Below are 19534 nucleotides of genomic sequence, written 5' to 3'. Positions count from 1 at the left end.
AGGGCAGCAACCCAAGGGATTGAAATGAACTTCCTGGAATACGCTCCGGCTCCGGAGTCCACGGCGGTGCTGAACCTCAAGGACAGCTACGGGCTGTTCATCGACGGCGAGTTCGTCGACGGCTCCGGCACCCCCTTCCGCACCATCTCCCCGGCGACGGAGAAGGAGATCGCCGAGATCGCCTCCGCCGACGACGCGGACATCGACCGCGCCGTCGCCGCGGCACGTCGCGCCTACGACAAGGTCTGGTCGCGGATGAGCGGCCGCGACAGGGGCAAGTACCTGTTCCGCATCGCCCGCCTCGTGCAGGAGCGTGCCCGTGAGCTGGCCGTCGCCGAGAGCCTCGACAACGGCAAGCCCATCAAGGAGAGCCGCGACGTGGACGTGCCCCTCGTGGCGTCCTGGTTCTTCTACTACGCGGGGTGGGCCGACAAGCTCGACTACGCCGGTCTCGGCGCGAACCCGCGCGCCCTGGGCGTCGCCGGGCAGGTCATCCCCTGGAACTTCCCGCTGCTGATGCTCGCGTGGAAGCTGGCGCCCGCGCTGGCGGCAGGGAACACGGTCGTGCTCAAGCCGGCAGAGACCACGCCGCTGACGGCACTGATCTTCGCCGAGATCCTGCAGCAGGCCGATCTCCCCGCCGGTGTCGTGAACATCGTCACGGGGGCCGGCTCGACCGGGGCCGCCCTGGTCCGTCACCCGGACGTCGACAAGGTCGCGTTCACCGGCTCGACGGGTGTCGGTCGCGACATCGCCCGGGCTGTCGCGGGGACGAACAAGAAGCTGACGCTGGAGCTGGGCGGCAAGGCCGCGAACATCGTGTTCGACGACGCGCCGATCGATCAGGCTGTCGAGGGCATCGTCAACGGCATCTTCTTCAACCAGGGCCACGTGTGCTGCGCCGGGAGTCGTCTGCTCGTGCAGGAGTCGATCCACGACGAGGTCGTCGACCGGCTGAAGAACCGGCTGTCGACGCTGCGTCTCGGCGACCCGCTCGACAAGAACACGGACATCGGCGCGATTAACTCGGCAGCGCAGCTCGCCCGCATCCGCGAGCTGAGCGACATCGGCGAGGCCGAGGGCGCGGAGCGCTGGACCGCCGACTGCGCGATCCCGGAGCAGGGCTTCTGGTTCGCTCCGACGATCTTCACCGGCGTCGAGGCCTCGCACCGCATCGCCCGAGACGAGGTGTTCGGCCCGGTGCTGTCGGTCCTCACCTTCCGGACGCCCGCCGAGGCGATCGCGAAGGCCAACAACACGCCGTACGGCCTCTCGGCGGGCATCTGGTCGGACAAGGGCTCGCGCATCCTCGCAGTCGCGGATCGGCTGCGTGCGGGCGTCGTGTGGGCCAACACGTTCAACCGTTTCGACCCGTCGAGCCCGTTCGGCGGCTACAAGGAGTCCGGATTCGGCCGCGAGGGCGGTCGCCAGGGGCTCACCGCCTACCTCAAGGGAGCCGCAGCATGAGCAAGCGACTGACCGTTCCGAAGACCTACAAGCTCGCCATCGGCGGGGCCTTCCCCCGCAGCGAGTCCGGACGCACGTACGAGGTCGTCTCCCGCAAGGGCGCCTTCCTCGCCAACGCCGCCAAGGCCTCCCGCAAGGACGCCCGTGATGCGGTCGTCGCCGCGCGCGCCGCCGTCAAGGGCTGGTCGGGGGCGACGGCCTACAACCGCGGCCAGGTGCTCTACCGCGTTGCCGAGGTGCTCGAGGGACGTCGCGCACAGTTCGTCGACGAGATCGTGGCGCAGGAGGGCATCTCGTCCTCGGCGGCCACGGCGCAGGTCGACGAGGCGATCGATCTCTGGGTCTGGTACGCCGGGTGGTGCGACAAGTACGCCCAGGTGGCGGGCAACGCGAACCCCGTCTCCGGCCCGTACTTCAACATCTCGGTGCCAGAGCCCACCGGTGTGGTCGCGATCGTGGCGCCGCAGGACTCCGCGCTGCTCGGCCTGGTCTCTGTCATCGCCCCCGCCCTCGTCGCCGGGAACACCGTCGTCGTGGTCGCGAGCGAGCAGTACCCGCTCTCCGCGATCAGTCTCGCCGAGGTGCTCGCGACCAGCGACGTCCCCGGCGGCGCGGTGAACGTGCTCACCGGTTCGCCGGCCGAGATCGCCCCCTGGCTCGCCTCACACCAGGACGTGAACGCCCTCGACCTCGCCGGCGCCGGTGCGCTGGAGTGGGTCGACATGCAGATCGCCGCAGCGGACACGCTGAAGCGCGTGCTCGCCCCGGGCGACGTGGTCGCGTCGCCGGAGCGGATCGCCGCCTTCACCGAGGTCAAGACGGTCTGGCACACGAAGAGCATGGTCTGACTTCCAGTCAGGATGACCGAAGGCCCTGTCGCGTGCCGCGCGGCGGGGCCCTCGTCGTTCGAGCAGCGTGCGCGTGACGCCGGTGCTGTGGTTTCATGGCGGCATGATGGCGACCTCCGGCGTCCGCGCCCGCCCCGGGCGAGTGACGCTCGTGCTGGCGGCGATCCTGCTTCTCGGGGGATGCGCTCCGACACCCGCGGCCGTCGGCACCGGCACGCCGACGCCGACCGTGACCCCGACCGTCGCCTGTCCGCAGGTGGACGGCGCCGAGCTTCCGCCGGAGTGTGCGCCGTACGACCCGGAACACGCGATGGAACAGAACGACCGGCATCGTGAGCGGATGGAGACGTCGGCCGAGGCGCGGGCGGCCGCCGAGCAGCCGGTGGCGGACCTCCGCGTGCGTCTCGAAGCACTGCGCACGGAGAGCACGATCTCTGTGACCTCCGTCGAGGACGCCTTGCGCGAGGTCGGCCTCGTCCATCACGTCGCCCGGGGAGATGCGCGCGCGGTGGCGTTCGGTGCCGACGGTCCCGAGGGCGGCTGCGTCTTCGGGGAGGTGCGTCCGGACGAGGTGCGGATCGATGTCGGGGGATACATCATGGACGGCGGCTGCCTCCCCGCGGAATGACGGCGGAGACACCGTCATCCGCCGGACCCGCCGAACGACTCGTCGCCAATGCGGCCCGGTGTCGTATGCAGCGGTTAGGCTCGAAGAACGATCCTGATCCCCCCGAGGAGGACGCGCATGGCCCGCATCGGTGAAAGCGCTGACCTGTTCAAGTGCTCGTTCTGCGGAAAGAGCCAGAAGCAGGTGCAGCAGCTCATCGCCGGACCCGGCGTGTACATCTGCGACGAGTGCGTCGAGCTCTGCAACGAGATCATCGAAGAGCGCATGGCGGAGTCGTCCGCTGAGGGCGTCGCCGAGTTCGAGCTTCCGAAGCCTCGCGAGATCTTCACGTTCCTCGAGGAGTACGTCGTCGGACAGGAGCCCGCGAAGCGCGCCCTCTCCGTCGCCGTCTACAACCACTACAAGCGCGTCCGCGCCCACGGCACGCTGCAGCCGGCCGAGCAGAAGGCCGAAGAGATCGAGATCGCGAAGAGCAACATCCTGCTCATCGGCCCGACGGGCTGCGGTAAGACCTATCTGGCGCAGACGCTCGCCAAGCGCCTCAACGTGCCGTTCGCCGTCGCCGACGCGACCGCGCTGACGGAGGCCGGCTACGTCGGCGAAGACGTCGAGAACATCCTCCTCAAGCTCATCCAGGCCGCGGACTATGACGTGAAGCGCGCCGAGCAGGGCATCATCTACATCGACGAGGTCGACAAGATCGCCCGCAAGGCCGAGAACCCGTCGATCACCCGCGATGTGTCGGGCGAGGGTGTGCAGCAGGCGCTGCTGAAGATCATCGAGGGCACGGTCGCCTCGGTGCCGCCGCAGGGCGGTCGCAAGCACCCGCACCAGGAGTTCCTGCAGATCGACACCTCGAACGTGCTCTTCATCGTGGCCGGTGCCTTCGCCGGGCTGGAGGACATCGTCTCGGCGCGCGTCGGCAAGCACGGCGTCGGCTTCGGCGCTCCGCTGCACGACAAGGGCAAGGACCTCGATCTCTTCAGCGAGGTGCTCCCGGAAGACCTCCACAAGTTCGGGCTCATCCCGGAGTTCATCGGTCGCCTGCCCGTCGTCACCAACGTGTCGCCACTCGACCAGGCCGCGCTCATCGACATCCTCACGGGGCCGCGCAACGCGCTCGTGAAGCAGTATCAGCGCATGTTCGAGCTCGACGGTGTCCAGCTGGAGTTCGAGGAGGACGCGCTGCGGTCGATCGCGGATCTGGCGGTCGAGCGCAAGACGGGTGCTCGTGGTCTCCGTGCCATCCTGGAGGACGTGCTCGGTCCGGTGATGTTCGAGATCCCGTCTGCGGAGGACGTCGCGAAGGTGATCATCACCCGTGCCGCCGTCGACGAGGGGGCCCCGCCCACCATCGTGATGGAGCGCAAGCGCAAGAGCGCCTGAGCGCCGGGTCCCGGCGGGTCAGACACCCTCCCGCGGACGCGGTGAGCAGCTCGCAGGCGTGCCTGCTCACGCCACCGGCATGAGCAGGTCCGTGCGGAGCTCGTCCGGATCGATGCCGGGGTCCGAGACGTACACCTCGATCCAGAGGCCGCGTGGGTGCAGCCCGGCCTCCGCCGCGCGTGCGACCAGCCCGGCCCATCCGGTGCCGAGACCGTCGTAGGAGCCGAAGACGGTGGTCGCGACGGCCTGCCCGGTCGGCAGGGCCGACGCCACGATGGCGGTTCCGTCGCCGGTGGCGATCGGGTCGGACGGCGGTGCCTGCACCGGGAAGCCGAGCTCCAGATCGAACACGCCCATCGGATCGCCGTGATAGATCGCGAGCGCCGGGCCGGTGGGGATCAGCCTGCCGGCGGCGAAGGCCGCGGCGATCGCCCCGTAGCCGGTGTCGAAAGCGTCACGGAGGTCGGCGAGGCGGATACCCTTGTGCTGGATGACGGCGAGGGGAACGGCGTCCAGCTCCAGGCTGTCCGCCGGGCCGAAGGGAGCGTCGGGGAATGCGTCCATGCGCTCAGGGTCTCACGACTCAGGAATCCAGTCCACGGCGTTTCAGGAGCGGCTCGATGTCGGCGTCCCGCCCGCGGAAGTCGCGGTAGGCGGCCAGCGGGTCCTTCGAGCCGCCGACCCCGAGCAGCCGGTCGCGGAAACGGTCCCCATTGGCCCTGGTGAGCCCGCCGTTCTCTCGGAACCACTCGACGGTGTCGGCGTCGAGCACCTCGCTCCAGATGTACGAGTAATACCCCGCGCTGTAACCGCCGGAGAAGACGTGCGCGAAGTACGTGGAGGAATACCGGGTCGGCACGGCGGGGTCATCCAGCCCGATGTCGGCCAGCGCTGCGGCCTCGAACGCGGCGGCATCCTCCACCGTGTCCTCGGTGGAGAGCCGGTGCCACGCCTGATCCAGCCACGCTGCGGCGAGGTACTCGCTGGTCGCGTGCCCTTGATCGAACGTCGCAGTCGCCCGCAGCCGCTGCACGATGGCGGGATCCAGCGGCTCGCCGGTCTCGTGGTGCCGGGCATAGTGGTCCAGGACCTCCGGCCAGAGGATCCACATCTCGTTCACCTGACTGGGGAACTCGACGAAGTCGCGGAACACGTTGGTCCCGGCGAAGTGCGGGTAGGTGACCGTGGCGAACAGGCCGTGCAGGGCGTGCCCGAACTCGTGGAACAGCGTCGTCACCTCGTCGAGCGTCAGCAGCGTGGGCTCGCGGTCCCCGGGCTGCGGGACGTTGAGGTTGTTCACCGCGACCGGGGCGCTGCCCCGCAGCCGGGACTGGCTGACGATCGCGTTCATCCATGCCCCGCCGCGCTTGGAGTCGCGGGTGTAGAGATCGAGCACGTAGAGGCCCAGGGGAGAGTCGTCGGCGTTGCGCACCTCGAACACGCGGGCCTGCGGGTGATAGGCCGCGAGGTCCTGCCGCTCGTGGAACGTCACCCCGTACAGGCGGGTCGCCGCGAAGAACACGCCGTCCTGCAGCACCCGCTCCGCCTCGAACCAGGGGCGCAGGGCGGCGGTGTCGATGTCGTAGCGGGCAGTGCGCACGCGCTCGGTGTAGAACGCCCAGTCGTGGGCCTCCACGGGGAAGGGCTCCGGCTCGGTCTCGTCGACGATCGCCTGGAGCGCGTCCCGTTCGGCGCGGGCGTTCCGGGCGGACGGCGCAGCCAGCCGGCGCAGCATCCGCTCGACGGCCTCGGGGGAGCCCGCCGTCTCGTCGGCGGTGATGTACGCGGCATGCGACGGATATCCGAGGAGGCGCGCGCGCTCGGCGCGGAGGCGCACGATCTCGCGCAGCACCGGGCGGTTGTCGTTGCCGTTGTCGCGCGAGCCCCGCGCGCGCGACGCCGCCATGATCCGGCGACGGGATTCCCGCACCGCGAGCCGGGCGAGGGCCGGATGGCCGGTGAACAGCGGCAGGGTGAGGAGGTAGCGGCCGTCGAGCCCACGGTCGGCCGCGGCGCGCGCCGCGGACGAGAGCTCGCCCGCACTCAGGCCCTCCAGCTCGGCGGCGGAGTCGAAGACCACGGCGAGGTCGTTCGTATCGCTCAGCAGGTTCCGCTCGAACGTGTTCGTGAGCACGGACAGCTTCTGGTTCAGACCCGTGAGCTGCGCCTTCGCGTCGTCGTCGAGCCCGGCGCCGGCATGCGTCATCTCGCGGTGGTAGCGCTCCACGAGATACCGCTGCTCGGAATCGGGGCCGAGCGCCTCACGCTGGTCGTACACGTGGGCCACGCGGGCGTAGAGCGCCGCATCCAGCGTGATCGCGTCCTCATGGGCGGCCATGAGCGGAGCGAGCTCTTCATCGATCGCCTGGATCTCCGGCGTGGCGTCGGCGGAGCTCACGGTGTAGAAGGCGTGCGCCACCCGGTCGAGGAGCTCGCCCGACCGCTCCAGCGCCTCGAGCGTGTTCTCGAACGTCGGCATCGACCGCACGCGGGTGATGTTCGCGACCTCCGCGAGCTGCTCCGCGAAACCGGCTCGGAAGGCGGGGAGATAGTGCTCCGGGCGGATGGCCTGATAGTCCGGGAGCCCGAAGGGAAGGGTCGACGGCTGCAGCAGCGGATTCGTGGCGTCGCTCATCCTCCGAGCCTAGCCAGCGCCATCCCCGGAACGTTCCGTGCTCAGACGGGTCATCACCTCTCGCAGGGCGTCGACGACGACACGGACCGAGCGGCGGCGCAGGTTCTCCGGGCGCGCGAGGACGTCGATCATGCGGTGCGTGCTCACGCCGCGCAGGGGGATGCGTACGATGTCGCGATCGTCGACGCTGCGCGAGGTGAACCGGGGGAGCATTCCCAGGACGCCGCCGGCCGCGACAACCGCCGACACCGCGCCGTAGTCGTTGATGCGGTGGCGGACCTCGACCGGGCGGCGGGCGACGGCGGCGACGGCACGGAGCACGTCGTCGGGGGAGTACCCCACGCGGCTCGTCACCCAGTGCTCGTCGGCGACCTCGTCCGGCGAGAGGGTGCGGCGACCGGCGAGAGGATGTGCGGCGGCGACCGCGACGTCCAGCGGCTCGCGGACGAGACCCACGGCGCGGACGCCCTCGGTCGGCCACGGTGCGGAGTGCTCCATCCGATGGGCGAGGACGAGGTCGTACCGCGCGGTGAGCCCGGGGAACTCGCTCTGCGCGACATCCTCGTCCGTGAGACGCACGGTCGGGGCGTGCTCCTTCCCTGACAGCTCCCGCACGAGCGGGCCGAAGAGCGCCTGACCGACGCTGTGGAAGCCGCTGACGCTCACCTCTCCCGTCGCGGCGCCCTCGAAGTCGTCCAGTGCGTGCCGCGCTGCGGCCATGGCATCGATGGCCTCGGCGCCGGCCGCCGCGAGGACCTCGCCGGCAGAGGTCAGCACGAGCGTGCGGCCCTGGCGACGGGTGAGCGGGGCGGGGAAGGAGCGCTGCAGCGCGGCGAGCTGCTGGGAGACGGCGGACGGGGTGACCCGGAGCGTATCGGCGACAGCCGTCACGCTGCCCAAGGCTCCGAGTTCGCGGAGGATCTGGAGCTGATGGAGTTCCACGTCGATAGTTTAGACCTGGCTATAGAGACGTTGCAGAAGGTGCCGATTGTTCTACAGCGACGTATGCGATGAGATCGGAGCATGAAGGCTCTGTTCAAGGAGGAACCCGGCGCCGGCCTCGCGCTCGTGGAGCGACCCGATCCCACCGCCGGCCCCGGCGAGGTCGTCATCCGCGTCCTCCGCACCGGCATCTGCGGGACCGATCTGCACATCCGGCGATGGGACGACTGGGCGGCCTCCGCGATCTCCGCGCAGCTCATCCCGGGACATGAGTTCTACGGCGAGGTCGTCGAGATCGGATCGCTCGTCCATGACATCGCCGTCGGCGACCGGGTCTCCGGCGAAGGACACATCGTCTGCGGCACCTGCCGGAACTGTCGTGCCGGACGGCGGCAGATGTGCATCCGCACCATCGGGCTCGGTCTGCAACGCGACGGTGCCTTCGCCGAGTACCTCTCGCTGCCGGCGACCAACGTGTGGGTCCACCACGCCGAGGTCGCTCCGGAGCTCGGCGCGATCTTCGACCCGCTCGGCAACGCCGTGCACACCGCCCTCCGCTTCCCTCTGGTCGGCGAGGACGTCCTCGTCACCGGCTGCGGCCCGATCGGCCTGATGGCGATCGCCGTCGCCCGGCATGCCGGTGCCCGCTTCATCGTGGGGACCGACGTGAGCGGCCCGCGCCTGGAGATGGCGCGAGGGATGGGAGCAGACGACGTCGTCGACGTCTCCCGCCAGGAGATCCGCGACGCGCAGCGGGCGCTCGGCATGCGCGAGGGGTTCGACATCGGCTTCGAGATGAGCGGCGCGGCATCGGCGCTCCCGGCGATGATCGACAACATGAACCACGGCGGACGGATCGCCATGCTTGGGCTGCCGTCGACGGGGTTCGACATCGATTGGGGCAAGCTCGTCACGCATATGCTCACCATCACCGGCATCTATGGTCGCGAGATGTTCGAGACCTGGAACGCCATGGGGGCGATGCTGCATACGAGTGCGACACTGCGGGCGGCCATCGGTCGCGTGATCGCCGAGGTCGTGCCGGCGCGCGACTGGGAGCGCGGATTCGCGGCGGCGGAGTCCGCCGGCACGGGCAAGATCATCCTCGACTGGACGGAGCTGTGATGTACGCGACCTTCAAGGACCATGTGGCGCAGGAGCTGGCGGGGATCGAGGAGGCCGGGCTCACCAAGCACGAGCGCGGCATCCGCGGACCGCAGCGGGCGGAGATCACGGCCGACGGCGCCGAGGTGCTCAACTTCTGCGCGAACAACTATCTCGGGCTCGCCGACGACCCCCGCATCCTCGCTGCGGCCCGGACGGCCCTGGACGAGTGGGGGTACGGGCTCGCGAGCGTGCGCTTCATCTGCGGCACGCAGGAGCAGCACCTCGAACTCGAGCGTCGGCTGGCGGACTTCCTCGGCACCGACGACGCGATCCTCTACTCGTCCTGCTTCGACGCCAACGGCGGTGTCTTCGAGACGCTGTTCTCCGCGGAGGACGCGATCATCTCGGACGAGTTGAACCACGCGTCCATCATCGACGGCATCCGCCTGTCGAAGGCGCGCCGACTCCGGTACCGCAACCGCGACATGGCGGATCTGGAGGAGCAGTTGCGGGCAGCCGCCGATGCCCGGTTCCGCGTGATCGTGACCGACGGCGTCTTCTCGATGGACGGCTACATCGCCCCGCTCGCTGAGATCTGCGACCTCGCCGAGCGGTACGACGCCCTCGTCTTCGTGGACGACTCGCACGCGGTCGGCTTCGTCGGGGAGAACGGGCGGGGGACGCCGGAGCTGTGCGGCGTCGCAGATCGTGTCGACATCTACACCGGCACCTTCGGCAAGGCGTTGGGCGGCGCCTCCGGGGGGTACGTCGCCTCCCACGCGGAGATCGTCGCGCTGCTGCGTCAGCGTTCCCGTCCGTACCTGTTCTCGAACACCCTCGCTCCGGCCATCGTGGCCGGTACCCTGACCGCACTCGACCTCGTCGAGGGATCGGCGGACCTGCGGGCGCGGCTGCGGGACAACGCAGCCCTGTTCCGCACCCGGATGGCGGAGGAAGCCTTCGATCTGCTTCCCGGAGAGCACCCGATCGTGCCGGTCATGTTCGGTGATGCCGCGCTCACAGCCCGGATCGCCGCGGCGATGCAGGACCAGGGCGTCTACGTGACGGCGTTCAGCTTCCCGGTGGTGCCGCGGGGGAAGGCGCGCATCCGGGTGCAGCTCTCCGCCGCGCACTCCGCCGAGCAGGTCGAGCGCTGTGTAACGGCCTTCGTCGCGGCGCGGGATGCGGTGAGCTGACCGCGTTGCAAAGAAAAGCTTGCAAAGAGTTGTTTGCAAGCGTACCTTTGCATGCATGACGAACGAGACGCAGGTACGGACGCTGGATGCGGGAGCGCTCAAGGCGCTGGCGCATCCGCTGCGGGTCAAGATCTTCGATCTGCTCGCCTCTCGTGGTCCTCAGACGGCCAGCTCTCTCGCGGCCCTCGTCGGGGAGACCTCGGGATCCACCAGCTACCACCTCCGCGCCCTCGCCGCCCACGATCTCATCCGCGAAGTGGAAGGTCGTGGCACGGCGCGGGAGCGGTGGTGGGAGCGCCCGAAGGGCCGCATCGACGTGCCGGGACCGGACGAGCAGATGTCGCCGGCCAACCGTGCCGCGGCCCAGATCGTGACATCGGAGTTCTTCCGGCTCCGGCACGAGACGCTGATGCAGTACCTCAACCGCTCGGATGCCGACATCCCCGAGGGGTGGCGTGACGTGGGTCTGACCATCACCACGCACCTCGACATGACCGCGGAGCAGGCGATGTCGCTGCGGGCGGAACTGGAGGCCGTCGTGGAGAAGGCGATCGCGCAGTACCGCGGTCAGGAGGGTCCGGACGTGCGCCGTGTCTCCCTCCGTGCCGAGATCTTCGACCTCCCCACGCCTGGCGGCGCCGCCACGGCCGAGACGACGGACGCATCATGACCGCCGCCACCCTGCACCTCGTCAGTCCCACGCGGACGGAGCGCGGCCTGCTGCACCTCGCCGACCGGGTCACCGCAATGATCGAGCACCGGATCGAGCGTCGCGCACAGCGGCGGGTCCTCGCCCTCGACCTCCTCCGCGAACAGCAGGCCCGCCGGCATGACCCGCACGCCGTCGACCATCTCCTCGCGCAGCTCGGAGCCCCGCGCCGCTGACGCCGAGACCCCGGTTACGCGTCGAGACCCCCTCCTATCCGCGCGGAGAGGAGGGGGTCTCGACGATGAAGCGGGGTCTCGGCGATCAGAAGGGGCGGGCGATGACCTCGCCGGAGGGGGTCTGGAGGACCTCCCAGCCGGCGTCGAGCTCCGCGATCGCGCGGCCCTCGAGCCAGGTGAGGGTCCAGTGGCCGGTGAGGCCCTGGGACTCGACCTCGGCGATCGCGGGGCGCAACGCCTCGGGGACGGACGCGGGGGGCTGCGCCCCCGTGGCCCAGCGCGTGCCGAGCTGCATCAGGAAGCCTCGACCGGGGCGAGCTCGATCGCGGTGACCGCGAACTCCTCCGCCTCGGAGATCTCGAGCTCGGCGATGCGGCCGACAGCGCGGAGGTCGTCCGCCGCGGCGCGCAAGGCCTCGACCTTCGCGGCGGGTGCGGCGATGGCGGCACGGGAGACCGGGGTCTTCTGCGACGCCTTCGCCTCGGTCTTCGCGCGCCGGATGCCGATGAGCGCCTCGCTGGCGGCGGCCAGCACGGCCGGGTCGCCCTCGATGCCGAGCTTCTCGGGCCACGCTGCGGTGTGCACGGAGCCCTCCTCGAACCACGACCAGGCCTCCTCCGTGGCGAAGGAGAGCACCGGTGCGAGCAGGCGGAGCAGCGTGGACAGCGCCAGACGCAGCGCAAGGGCGGCCGAGGCCTGGCCCACGTCGTTCTGGTTGTAGGCGCGCTCCTTCACGAGCTCCAGGTAGTCGTCGCAGAACGTCCAGAAGAACGCCTCGGTCAGCTCGAGCGCCCTGGCCGCGTCATACCGGTCGAAGGCCGCGGTCGCCTCGGCCACCACCGCGTCGAGCGCCGTGAGCATCGAGGCGTCGAGCGCGTGTGTCACCTGAGCGCCCGCGGGCACCGGGAACGACAGCACGAACTTCGCGGCGTTGAGCACCTTGATCGCCAGACGCCGACCGATCTTCACCTGGGTCGGGTTCTGCGGGTCGAAGGCCGCGTCCATGCCGAGGCGGCTGGAAGCCGCCCAGTACCGCACCGCGTCCGAGCCGTGGGCGTCGAGCACGTCGGCAGGGGTGACCACGTTGCCCTTCGACTTCGACATCTTCTTGCGGTCGGGGTCGACGATGAAGCCGGAGATGGCGGCGTTCTTCCACGGGGCGCGGCCGTCTTCGAGCGTGGAGCGCAGCATGGTCGAGAAGAGCCAGGTGCGGATGATGTCCTGTCCCTGCGGGCGCAGATCGAACGGAGCGGTGAGCTGCCACAGCTCCTCGTCGCGCTGCCAGCCGCCCGCGAGCTGCGGGGTCAGCGACGAGGTCGCCCACGTGTCGAGGATGTCGGCCTCGGCGTCGAACCCGCCCGGCACGCCGCGCTGGGCCTCGGTGTAGCCCGCGGGGACGTCCGTGGTCGGGTCGATGGGCAGCGCGGCCGCGTCCGGGGTGAGCACGCGGTCGTAGTCGCGCTCGCCGTTCTCGTCCAGCGCGTACCAGAGCGGGATCGGCACACCGAAGAACCGCTGCCGGGACACGAGCCAGTCGCCGGTGAGGCCGCCGACCCAGTTCTCGTAGCGGACCCGCATGAAGTCGGGGTGCCACGCCAGCTCGGTGCCGTGCGCGAGGAGCTGCTCGCGCAGCTCGCCGTCGCGGGCGCCGTTGCGGATGTACCACTGCCGGGTCGAGACGATCTCGAGCGGGCGGTCACCCTTCTCGAAGAACTTCACGGCGTGCTGGAAGGGCTTGCCGACGGCGGTCATGTCGCCGGTCTCCTGCAGCTTCTCGACGATCGCCTTGCGGGCGCTGAAGACGGTCTTGCCGGCCACGTTCTCCGCGTACCAGGCGCGGGCGTCGGCGTCGGCCACGATCGACGGGGCCTCGGGGAGGAAACGGCCGTCGAGACCGATCGTCGTCATGTTCGGCAGGGACTCGCCGGCAGCGGTGCGCAGCTCGCGCCACCAGATGATGTCGGTCACGTCGCCGAAGGTGCAGACCATGGCGGCGCCGGTGCCCTTGTCGGGCTGGGCGAGGTGGTGGCCGTGGATCTCGATCTCGGCGCCGAAGTAGGGCGTACGGACCTTCGTGCCGATGAGGTGCTTGTGCGGTCCCTCGGGGTGGGTAACGATCGCGATGCACGCGGGGAGGAGCTCCGGGCGCGTGGTGTCGATCGCGATGGAACCGGAACCGTCCGCGAAGGGGAACTCGATCGTGTGGTACGCCGCCTGCTGGTCGCGGTCCTCGAGTTCGGCCTGCGCGATCGCGGAGCGGAAGTCGATGTCCCACAGCGTCGGTGCCAGGGCTTGATACGCCTCGCCGCGCTCGATGTTGCGGAGGAAGGCGAGCTGGCTCTGCCGGATCGTGTCGTCGGAGATGGTGCGGTAGGTCTGCGTCCAGTCCACGCTCAGCCCGAGCTGACGGAACAGCGCCTCGAACTGCTTCTCGTCCTCGATCGTGAGGCGCTCGCACAGCTCGATGAAGTTGCGACGGCTGATCGGCTGCTGGTCGGCGGCGCGGCTCGACTTGTTGTCGCCGCCCTCGAACGGCGGGGTGAAGTCGGCGTCGTAGGGGAGCGACGGGTCGCAGCGCACACCGTAGTAGTTCTGCACACGGCGCTCGGTGGGCAGGCCGTTGTCGTCCCAGCCCATCGGGTAGAACACGGTCTTGCCGCGCATGCGCTCGTACCGCGCCTTGACGTCGGTGTGCGTGTAGGAGAACACGTGACCGATGTGGAGGCTGCCGGAGGCGGTGGGCGGCGGGGTGTCGATCGAGTAGACGCCCTCACGGCCGAGCTCGGCGGCGCGCAGACGGTCGAACAGGTACGTACCCTGCTCCGCCCAGGCGGCGTCCCACTTCGCTTCGAGACCTTCGAGTGCGGGCTTGTCGGGAATGGCGGACATGGAGGTCTCCTCGAGCGATGTATGCGGCACTGTGTGAGCGTGCCTGAGTGTGGGTGGTGCCGCCCAGTCTACCGAGCGCACGGGACGGGCGCTCGACCCGGGGGAGCGTCCGGCGCGGCACTGCGGCCGGCCCCTCCGACGCTGGGAGGATCGGAGCATGACACCGCCGTCGTCCTCGTCCTCCCGTCCCCGTCTCGCCGACCTCGGGGTCCCGTCCGGCGCCTTCGCGCGCGGCCCGGCGAACGCCATCACCGATGTCCCCGGCGTGCGGGTGGGGCACGCCACGCTGCACGGCGACGGTCTGCACACGGGAGTGACGGCCATCGTCCCCGACGCCCTCACCGCCGAGCGCCGCAGCCTTCCCGCGAACCTCTCGGTCGGCAATGGCTACGGCAAGCTCGTGGGTGCCACGCAGCTCCGCGAGCTCGGGGCTCTGGAGACGCCGGTCCTACTGACCTCGACCCTGTCCGTGTTCCGCGTCGCGGATGCGCTGCTCGGGCACCTGCTGGCGACGCCGGCGCATGCGCGGACGACCACGTTGAACCCGGTGGTGGGCGAGACGAATGACGGGTTCCTCTCCGACATCCGCCGGCGGGCCGTGGGCGAGGAGCAGGTGACGGCGGCACTGGCTGCGGCGGCAGCGGGTCCGGTCGCGGAGGGGTGCGTCGGTGCCGGTGCCGGAACCGTCGCCCTCGGGTACAAGGGCGGCATCGGCACGGCGTCCCGTCTGGTCGATGTCGCGGGGAGCGCGTCCACGGTCGGGGCTCTCGTGCAGACGAATTTCAGCGGCACGTTGCGGATCGCGGGGGTGCCGCTGCCCGCGGAGGAGCTGCTCGCCGAGGAGCCGGCACAGCCCGTCGGCAACTCGTGCATGATCGTCGTCGCGACGGATGCGCCCGTCGACGGCCGTCAGCTCGGCCGGGTGGCCCACCGCGCCGTGTTCGCGATGCGGGGCGTGGGCGCCGACTACGCACAGGGCAGCGGCGACTACGCGATCGCCTTTTCCGTGCACGACCCGGCGTCGGGCGGTCCTGCGGCGGATGACGACCTCTCGCCGCTCTTCGCCGCGACGATGGACGCTGTCGAGGAGGCGCTGATCAACTCGGTGCTCGCCGCGGAGACCACCGTGGGCCCCGAGGGGCGGACGGCGCACGCGGTGCCGATCGACCGGGTGCGGGAGCGTCTGGCTCGTGCCGGAGCCGTCTGACCCGCGTTCACAACTCAGGAGAAACCGGGTCGGCGGTGCCGCGGGTGCGGCGCGTCGTACCGACTGACACCGGATGTCCTGAGTTGTGAACCGTGGTCAGTCGGCGAGCGCGGCCTGGATGCCCTCGCCGATGCGACGCATCGCGGCCAGCACCGGACCGCGTCCGTCGGCTCCTCTGTCCCAGTTGGCCAGCACGGCGTAGGCGATCCGGCGGCTGGGGGACATCGCGATCCCGGTGTCGGCGCGGACGCGGGAGATCGTGCCGGTCTTGTTCAGCAGCCAGACGCCGCGGTCGAAGCCCCAGTGCGCGAGCGGGTCGAGGTCGAACGCCGAGGCGACCATCGACAGGTCCATGCCCGCGCCCAGCCAGCGGCGCAGCGTGTCGGCCGAGGCGGGGGAGAGGTCGGTGCCGTCGGCGAGCCGCGACATGAAGCGCACGAGTTCCGCGGCGTTCGCGTGCGACAGCGTGCGGGGTGCGCCGGGCGGGATCGGCCACCGCACGATGTCGTCGAGGGCGGAGGCGGTGTAGCCGAGCGCGCGGGTGTGCTCCTGCACGGTCGGGATGCCGATGACGCGACCCAGCGTGTTGGTCGCGGCGTTGTCGCTCACCGCTCCGATGAGAGCGGCCACGTCGTACAGCGACAGCTCGGATGCCTGGAGCAGGTACCAGAGACCGGAGTCCTCGATGGCCTCGACCGGCCGCCGGGTGACCCGGTCCTCGAGGGTGCGCGTGCCCGCGTCGACCTCGGTGAGGAGCCGGTGCAGGAGGAAGATCTTGCCCACGCTCGCGGTGTCCTGCACCGTCTCCGGGTCATGGCGCAGCAGCACCTCGCCCGAGTCGATGTCCTGGACGAGCACCGACCACACGGTGCCGTTCTCGTCGGGGAGCTCCACGTCGATAGCGCTCATGCGTCCTCCTCGTCCCGTGCACGCCCGGTCACGTGCGCACGGATGAGTTCGCCGACGGCGCGCATGTCGTCGAGCACGGGCGCCCGGAGGTCGGCCGCGGAGTCCTTCCAGTTCGCCGCCACCGCATAGGCGACAGCGGCCTCCGGTCCCCGCAGCAGCCCGACGTCGACGCGGGCGAAGCTCACGCTGCCGGTCTTGTGGCGCAGCACCATGCCCTGATACTCGGCCTCGACGTGGGCGAGGGGGTCGAGGAGGAAGGCGTCGGCGGTCATCGACGTGTCGGTGTCGGCGGCGAGCCAGTCCAGCACCCGGGCGCTCACCGCGGGCGAGAACGCCTCGCCGGCACCGAGACGGCGCATCACGTCGGACAGCTCGGCCGCGGTGCCGAACGACGGCGTCCAGGGCAGGTCGGGCGTGCGCTCGTTGCGGATGTAGTCGTGCAGCGCGGTGTCGCGGTACCCGAGGGTCGGAGCGACGGCCCGCACCTCCTCCAGGCCGCTGAGATGGATTAGCGCGTTCGTGGCGAGGTTGTCGCTCACCGCACCGACGAGGAGCGCCGCGTCGTGCACCGTGATGCGCTGATCGTGCATGCGGTACAGCAGTCCGGAGTCCTCGACGCGGTGCTCGTCCGGGATCTCGATCCGGTCGTCCTCGGCGAGCGTGCCCGCCTCCAGCCGGCGCGCGACCTCGAGGAGCAGGAAGATCTTGCCGATGCTCGCGGTCTCGCACTGCCTGTGCGGCTCGTGCTCGGCCAGGGTCTCCCCGCTGCCGGCGTCGACGAGCCGGATCGACCAGGTGACACGGGGGTCGAGGGGAGGAAGCGCGATCATGGCCGTCCCACCGTGAGGCGCGGCTCGTCGCCGGTCGCGTCCAGCACCCCATCCACACCGAGCGGGATGGTGAGGGCGTGCAGGTCGTGGCCGAAGCCCTGCTCCCACAGCACGGGGACGCCGGCGTCCTGGAACTCGTCCCGCATGAGCGCGTGGACCAGGTCGAGGTCGCCGCACTCATGCCAGGAGCCGAGCACGATGCCCGTCGCCTGCGCCAGACGGCCTGCCCGACGCAGCTGCGTCACGAAGCCGTCGAGGCGGTACGGCTCCTCGGTGATGTCCTCCAGGAAAAGGATGCCAGGGGCTGGGACGTCCGCCTCCGGGGCGCCGAGTCCGGCGGCGAGCAGACTGAGGTTGCCGCCCGTGAAGCGCCCCTCGGCGCGACCCGGCGTCATGATCTCGGTCTTCGGGCCGATGAGCTCCCGCCCCCGCCAGGGTTCGAAGAGCCAGCGCTGCACGTCGTCGCGCACCTGCTCGGAATCGCGGAAGACGTTGTTGCCCGCCATCGGGCAGAAGAGCGTCGCGACGTCGAGATGCGCGCGCCACGTCTCGTGCAGGGCGGTCACATCGGACGAGCCCGTGAGGAGCTTCGGTCGTCCGTCCTTGCGCAGCGCGCCTCGGCGCATGTCGGCCCAGTCGATGCCGTCGAGGAGGCGCAGGGCCCCGTAGCCGCCTCGGGCCGTGACGACGGCGTCCACCTCGGGGTCGAGCCAGGCGCCGACGAGGTCGGCGCGGCGGAGGTCGTCGGGCCCCGCGAGGTACGACGCGCGCGGGTGCGGCGTGAGGACATGCTCTCCCACCCGGACCTTCAGACCCCAGGACTCGTAGTAGCCGACGGCGCGCTGGGTGTTCTCCTCGTTACCGGGACCGGAGGGCGAGACGATCGCCACGGTGTCGCCGGGCTGCAGGGGCGCTGTGTCGAGATAGGGCGACACCGCCGCCTCCGTCGTGACGCTCATGCCGTCTTCTCCTCGATGCGCGGCGCCGCGGACAGCAGGTGCCTGGTGTACTCGTGCTGCGGGTTCAGCAGCACCTCTTCGGTGGGGCCGTGCTCGACGATCTGCCCGTGGTACATCACCGCGACGGTGTGGGCGATGTTCCAGGCGAGACCGAGGTCGTGCGTGATGACGAGGGCGGAGAGCCCGAGGCGGCGGCGCAGCTCCAGCAGGAGTCCGAGGATCTCCCCGCGCACGGACGCGTCGAGCGAGGCGACGGGCTCGTCCGCGATGAGCATCTGCGGCTGCACGGCGAGGGCCCCCGCGATGACGACGCGCTGCCTCTGCCCGCCGCTGAGCTCCTGCGGGATGGCGCCGAAGTAGCGCTCCGGCGGGGTGAGTTCCGCGTCCGCGAGGCTCTGCGCCACGCGTTCGCGCTCGTCGCCGGGGAAGCGCTGCACCCGCAGCCCCTCGGCCACGGACTCGTACACGCTGTGCTTCGGGTTCAGCGCGGCCCACGGGTCCTGCAGCACGAGCTGCACCTGCGAGCGGAATCGCGCGAGGTCGCGTCCCTTCGACGGAAGGGTTGCGCCGTCGAAGCGGATCTGCGACCCGGGGTCGGCAGGCTGCAAGCCCATCAGCGCGCGGGCGAGGGTCGACTTGCCCGAGCCGGACTGGCCGACGAGCGCCACGATCTCGCCTGTGCGCACGGAGAGGTCGACGTCGCGGACCGCGTGCACGGGGCGCCCGCCGGAGCGATAGGTGACGTTGACGCCGCGCGCCTCCAGCAGCACCTCGTCGCCGTGCGTGATCTCCGGCACCTCGTCCGCGCCACGACCGTGCCGGGTCACCGGGGCCATCCGCGAGGCCGGGTCGCCGATCGTGGGAAAGGCGTCGGCGAGCTGACGCGTGTACGCCTCCTGCGGGCTGGTGCAGACCGCGTAGCTCTCGCCGACCTCGACGAGCTCCCCGTCGCGCATGATGGCGATCCGGTCGCAGGCCGTGGCGAGCACCGACAGGTCGTGGCTGATCATGAGCATCGAGATGCCGCGCTCCGCCACGAGCCGGGAGATCATGTCGAGGATCTGCTTCTGCACGATCACGTCGAGCGCGGTGGTCGGCTCGTCCGCGATGATGACCTCGGGATCGCAGGCGAGGGCCATAGCGATCATCACGCGCTGCTTCTGGCCGCCGGAGAGCTCATGCGGGTACGACTCGCTCTTCTGCTGCGGCAGGTCGACGATGTCGAGCAGTTCGCGCACGCGTTCTCTGCGTGCCTTCTCGCCCTTCCAACGCTCCGAGGCGTGCAGCTCGAGCGCCTCCAGGAGCTGCCAGCCGACGGTGCGCACCGGGTTGAGCGAGTGCATCGCGCCCTGGAACACGATGGACGTCTGCGCCCAGCGCACGGCGCGCAGCTGCCCGAAGGACAACGAGGCGACATCCTCGTCGCCCAGCAGCACACGGCCGCTGAGACGTGCGTTGCGCGGCAGGAGCCGGAGCACGCTCATGGCGAGCGTGGACTTGCCGGAGCCTGACTCGCCGGCGATGCCGAGGGTCTGCCCTGCCGGGAGGGTGAGCGAGACGTTGCGCACGGCCGCCACCTCGTCCCGACCGGACCGCCCGGAGGTGCGGTACGTGATGGAGACGTCGTCGAAGATCAGGTCGGGCAT

18 protein-coding genes are annotated in these 19534 nt (G+C 70.4%); 9 read left to right on the top strand and 9 right to left on the bottom strand.

The window, feature by feature from the left end:
* Positions 1 to 24 precede the first annotated feature (24 nt).
* The 4 genes from AB0310_RS06630 to clpX all read left to right on the top strand — a co-directional run bounded on the left by AB0310_RS06630 (position 25) and on the right by clpX (position 4329).
* Positions 25 to 1467 carry an aldehyde dehydrogenase family protein gene (locus tag AB0310_RS06630; protein ID WP_280564067.1) on the top strand — a complete coding sequence of 481 codons (1443 nt, stop codon included), beginning with the start codon at positions 25 to 27 and terminating at the stop codon, positions 1465 to 1467.
* Complete coding sequence (locus AB0310_RS06625; RefSeq protein WP_366236839.1) at positions 1464 to 2315, top strand: aldehyde dehydrogenase family protein; 852 nt, start codon at positions 1464 to 1466, stop codon at positions 2313 to 2315. The genes AB0310_RS06630 and AB0310_RS06625 overlap by 4 nt, the downstream gene beginning before the upstream one ends.
* Before the next feature lie 103 nt (positions 2316 to 2418).
* The gene (locus tag AB0310_RS06620; RefSeq protein WP_280564061.1) at positions 2419 to 2943 is read left to right on the top strand and encodes a hypothetical protein; all 525 of its coding nucleotides are present in this window, start codon (positions 2419 to 2421) and stop codon (positions 2941 to 2943) included.
* Positions 2944 to 3060: 117 nt separating this feature from the next.
* Complete coding sequence (clpX, locus tag AB0310_RS06615) at positions 3061 to 4329, top strand: ATP-dependent Clp protease ATP-binding subunit ClpX (protein WP_187661733.1); 1269 nt, start codon at positions 3061 to 3063, stop codon at positions 4327 to 4329.
* A gap of 66 nt (positions 4330 to 4395) precedes the next feature.
* Here the strand turns inward: clpX and AB0310_RS06610 are convergent, their stop codons facing one another.
* Genes AB0310_RS06610 through AB0310_RS06600 form a run of 3 tightly spaced genes read right to left on the bottom strand, consistent with a single transcriptional unit; the run spans position 4396 to position 7906 of the window.
* Complete coding sequence (locus tag AB0310_RS06610) at positions 4396 to 4893, bottom strand: GyrI-like domain-containing protein (RefSeq protein ID WP_366236838.1); 498 nt, start codon at positions 4891 to 4893, stop codon at positions 4396 to 4398.
* A 19-nt stretch (positions 4894 to 4912) separates the two neighbouring features.
* Positions 4913 to 6964, bottom strand: coding sequence for a M3 family metallopeptidase (locus tag AB0310_RS06605; RefSeq protein ID WP_366236837.1), 2052 nt, complete (start codon positions 6962 to 6964; stop codon positions 4913 to 4915).
* 9 nt (positions 6965 to 6973) lie between these two features.
* Entirely contained in the window at positions 6974 to 7906 is a 933-nt protein-coding gene (locus AB0310_RS06600) for a LysR family transcriptional regulator (protein WP_366236836.1), read from the bottom strand.
* An 81-nt stretch (positions 7907 to 7987) separates the two neighbouring features.
* Here AB0310_RS06600 and tdh point away from each other — a divergent pair, with 81 nt between their 5' ends.
* The 4 genes from tdh to AB0310_RS06580 are packed head-to-tail and all read left to right on the top strand — an operon-like array spanning position 7988 to position 11094.
* On the top strand, positions 7988 to 9031 hold the full coding sequence (gene tdh, locus AB0310_RS06595; RefSeq protein ID WP_366236835.1) for an L-threonine 3-dehydrogenase: 1044 nt from the start codon (positions 7988 to 7990) through the stop codon (positions 9029 to 9031).
* Positions 9031 to 10209: a glycine C-acetyltransferase gene (locus tag AB0310_RS06590; protein ID WP_280564051.1), complete on the top strand. Its 1179-nt coding sequence runs from the start codon at positions 9031 to 9033 to the stop codon at positions 10207 to 10209. The genes tdh and AB0310_RS06590 overlap by 1 nt, the downstream gene beginning before the upstream one ends.
* 55 nt (positions 10210 to 10264) lie before the next feature.
* Positions 10265 to 10879, top strand: coding sequence for an ArsR/SmtB family transcription factor (locus AB0310_RS06585; protein ID WP_187661728.1), 615 nt, complete (start codon positions 10265 to 10267; stop codon positions 10877 to 10879).
* Positions 10876 to 11094, top strand: coding sequence for a hypothetical protein (locus tag AB0310_RS06580; protein ID WP_187661727.1), 219 nt, complete (start codon positions 10876 to 10878; stop codon positions 11092 to 11094). Before AB0310_RS06585 ends, AB0310_RS06580 begins: the two co-directional genes overlap by 4 nt.
* Positions 11095 to 11179: 85 nt before the next feature.
* On the opposite strand, the gene AB0310_RS06575 is transcribed toward AB0310_RS06580, so the two are convergent.
* Entirely contained in the window at positions 11180 to 11389 is a 210-nt protein-coding gene (locus AB0310_RS06575) for a hypothetical protein (protein ID WP_025105004.1), read from the bottom strand.
* The gene (valS, locus tag AB0310_RS06570) at positions 11389 to 13983 is read right to left on the bottom strand and encodes a valine--tRNA ligase (protein ID WP_187661726.1); all 2595 of its coding nucleotides are present in this window, start codon (positions 13981 to 13983) and stop codon (positions 11389 to 11391) included. Before valS ends, AB0310_RS06575 begins: the two co-directional genes overlap by 1 nt.
* Before the next feature lie 157 nt (positions 13984 to 14140).
* On the opposite strand from valS, the gene AB0310_RS06565 reads away from it, so the two are divergent.
* On the top strand, positions 14141 to 15190 hold the full coding sequence (locus tag AB0310_RS06565; RefSeq protein ID WP_366236834.1) for a P1 family peptidase: 1050 nt from the start codon (positions 14141 to 14143) through the stop codon (positions 15188 to 15190).
* Positions 15191 to 15286: 96 nt separating this feature from the next.
* On the opposite strand, the gene AB0310_RS06560 is transcribed toward AB0310_RS06565, so the two are convergent.
* Genes AB0310_RS06560 through AB0310_RS06545 form a run of 4 tightly spaced genes read right to left on the bottom strand, consistent with a single transcriptional unit; the run spans position 15287 to position 19534 of the window.
* On the bottom strand, positions 15287 to 16099 hold the full coding sequence (locus tag AB0310_RS06560; protein WP_366236833.1) for a serine hydrolase: 813 nt from the start codon (positions 16097 to 16099) through the stop codon (positions 15287 to 15289).
* On the bottom strand, positions 16096 to 16929 hold the full coding sequence (locus AB0310_RS06555) for a serine hydrolase (RefSeq protein ID WP_366236832.1): 834 nt from the start codon (positions 16927 to 16929) through the stop codon (positions 16096 to 16098). The genes AB0310_RS06560 and AB0310_RS06555 overlap by 4 nt, the downstream gene beginning before the upstream one ends.
* Positions 16926 to 17888 carry a S66 peptidase family protein gene (locus tag AB0310_RS06550; RefSeq protein WP_366236831.1) on the bottom strand — a complete coding sequence of 321 codons (963 nt, stop codon included), beginning with the start codon at positions 17886 to 17888 and terminating at the stop codon, positions 16926 to 16928. Before AB0310_RS06550 ends, AB0310_RS06555 begins: the two co-directional genes overlap by 4 nt.
* The gene (locus tag AB0310_RS06545) at positions 17885 to 19534 is read right to left on the bottom strand and encodes an ATP-binding cassette domain-containing protein (protein WP_366236830.1); all 1650 of its coding nucleotides are present in this window, start codon (positions 19532 to 19534) and stop codon (positions 17885 to 17887) included. Before AB0310_RS06545 ends, AB0310_RS06550 begins: the two co-directional genes overlap by 4 nt.

The organism is Microbacterium meiriae, assembly GCF_040702565.1.
Taxonomy (GTDB): domain Bacteria; phylum Actinomycetota; class Actinomycetes; order Actinomycetales; family Microbacteriaceae; genus Microbacterium; species Microbacterium meiriae.
Note: the sequence above shows the minus strand (reverse complement) of the source record. Positions and strands in the feature narration are given on the sequence as shown.

What these genes read in the sequence shown, in the direction of transcription:
- clpX (WP_187661733.1), top strand. Translation starts at nt 3,061, where the DNA reads ATGGCCCGCATCGGTGAAAGCGCTGACCTGTTCAAGTGCTCGTTCTGC.
- AB0310_RS06630 (WP_280564067.1), top strand. Translation starts at nt 25, where the DNA reads ATGAACTTCCTGGAATACGCTCCGGCTCCGGAGTCCACGGCGGTGCTG.
- valS (WP_187661726.1), bottom strand. Translation starts at nt 13,983, where the DNA reads ATGTCCGCCATTCCCGACAAGCCCGCACTCGAAGGTCTCGAAGCGAAG.
- AB0310_RS06585 (WP_187661728.1), top strand. Translation starts at nt 10,265, where the DNA reads ATGACGAACGAGACGCAGGTACGGACGCTGGATGCGGGAGCGCTCAAG.
- AB0310_RS06560 (WP_366236833.1), bottom strand. Translation starts at nt 16,099, where the DNA reads ATGAGCGCTATCGACGTGGAGCTCCCCGACGAGAACGGCACCGTGTGG.
- AB0310_RS06590 (WP_280564051.1), top strand. Translation starts at nt 9,031, where the DNA reads ATGTACGCGACCTTCAAGGACCATGTGGCGCAGGAGCTGGCGGGGATC.
- AB0310_RS06550 (WP_366236831.1), bottom strand. Translation starts at nt 17,888, where the DNA reads ATGAGCGTCACGACGGAGGCGGCGGTGTCGCCCTATCTCGACACAGCG.
- AB0310_RS06620 (WP_280564061.1), top strand. Translation starts at nt 2,419, where the DNA reads ATGATGGCGACCTCCGGCGTCCGCGCCCGCCCCGGGCGAGTGACGCTC.
- AB0310_RS06575 (WP_025105004.1), bottom strand. Translation starts at nt 11,389, where the DNA reads ATGCAGCTCGGCACGCGCTGGGCCACGGGGGCGCAGCCCCCCGCGTCC.
- AB0310_RS06545 (WP_366236830.1), bottom strand. Translation starts at nt 19,534, where the DNA reads ATGCCCGACCTGATCTTCGACGACGTCTCCATCACGTACCGCACCTCC.
- AB0310_RS06565 (WP_366236834.1), top strand. Translation starts at nt 14,141, where the DNA reads ATGACACCGCCGTCGTCCTCGTCCTCCCGTCCCCGTCTCGCCGACCTC.
- AB0310_RS06580 (WP_187661727.1), top strand. Translation starts at nt 10,876, where the DNA reads ATGACCGCCGCCACCCTGCACCTCGTCAGTCCCACGCGGACGGAGCGC.
- AB0310_RS06605 (WP_366236837.1), bottom strand. Translation starts at nt 6,964, where the DNA reads ATGAGCGACGCCACGAATCCGCTGCTGCAGCCGTCGACCCTTCCCTTC.
- tdh (WP_366236835.1), top strand. Translation starts at nt 7,988, where the DNA reads ATGAAGGCTCTGTTCAAGGAGGAACCCGGCGCCGGCCTCGCGCTCGTG.
- AB0310_RS06555 (WP_366236832.1), bottom strand. Translation starts at nt 16,929, where the DNA reads ATGATCGCGCTTCCTCCCCTCGACCCCCGTGTCACCTGGTCGATCCGG.
- AB0310_RS06610 (WP_366236838.1), bottom strand. Translation starts at nt 4,893, where the DNA reads ATGGACGCATTCCCCGACGCTCCCTTCGGCCCGGCGGACAGCCTGGAG.
- AB0310_RS06625 (WP_366236839.1), top strand. Translation starts at nt 1,464, where the DNA reads ATGAGCAAGCGACTGACCGTTCCGAAGACCTACAAGCTCGCCATCGGC.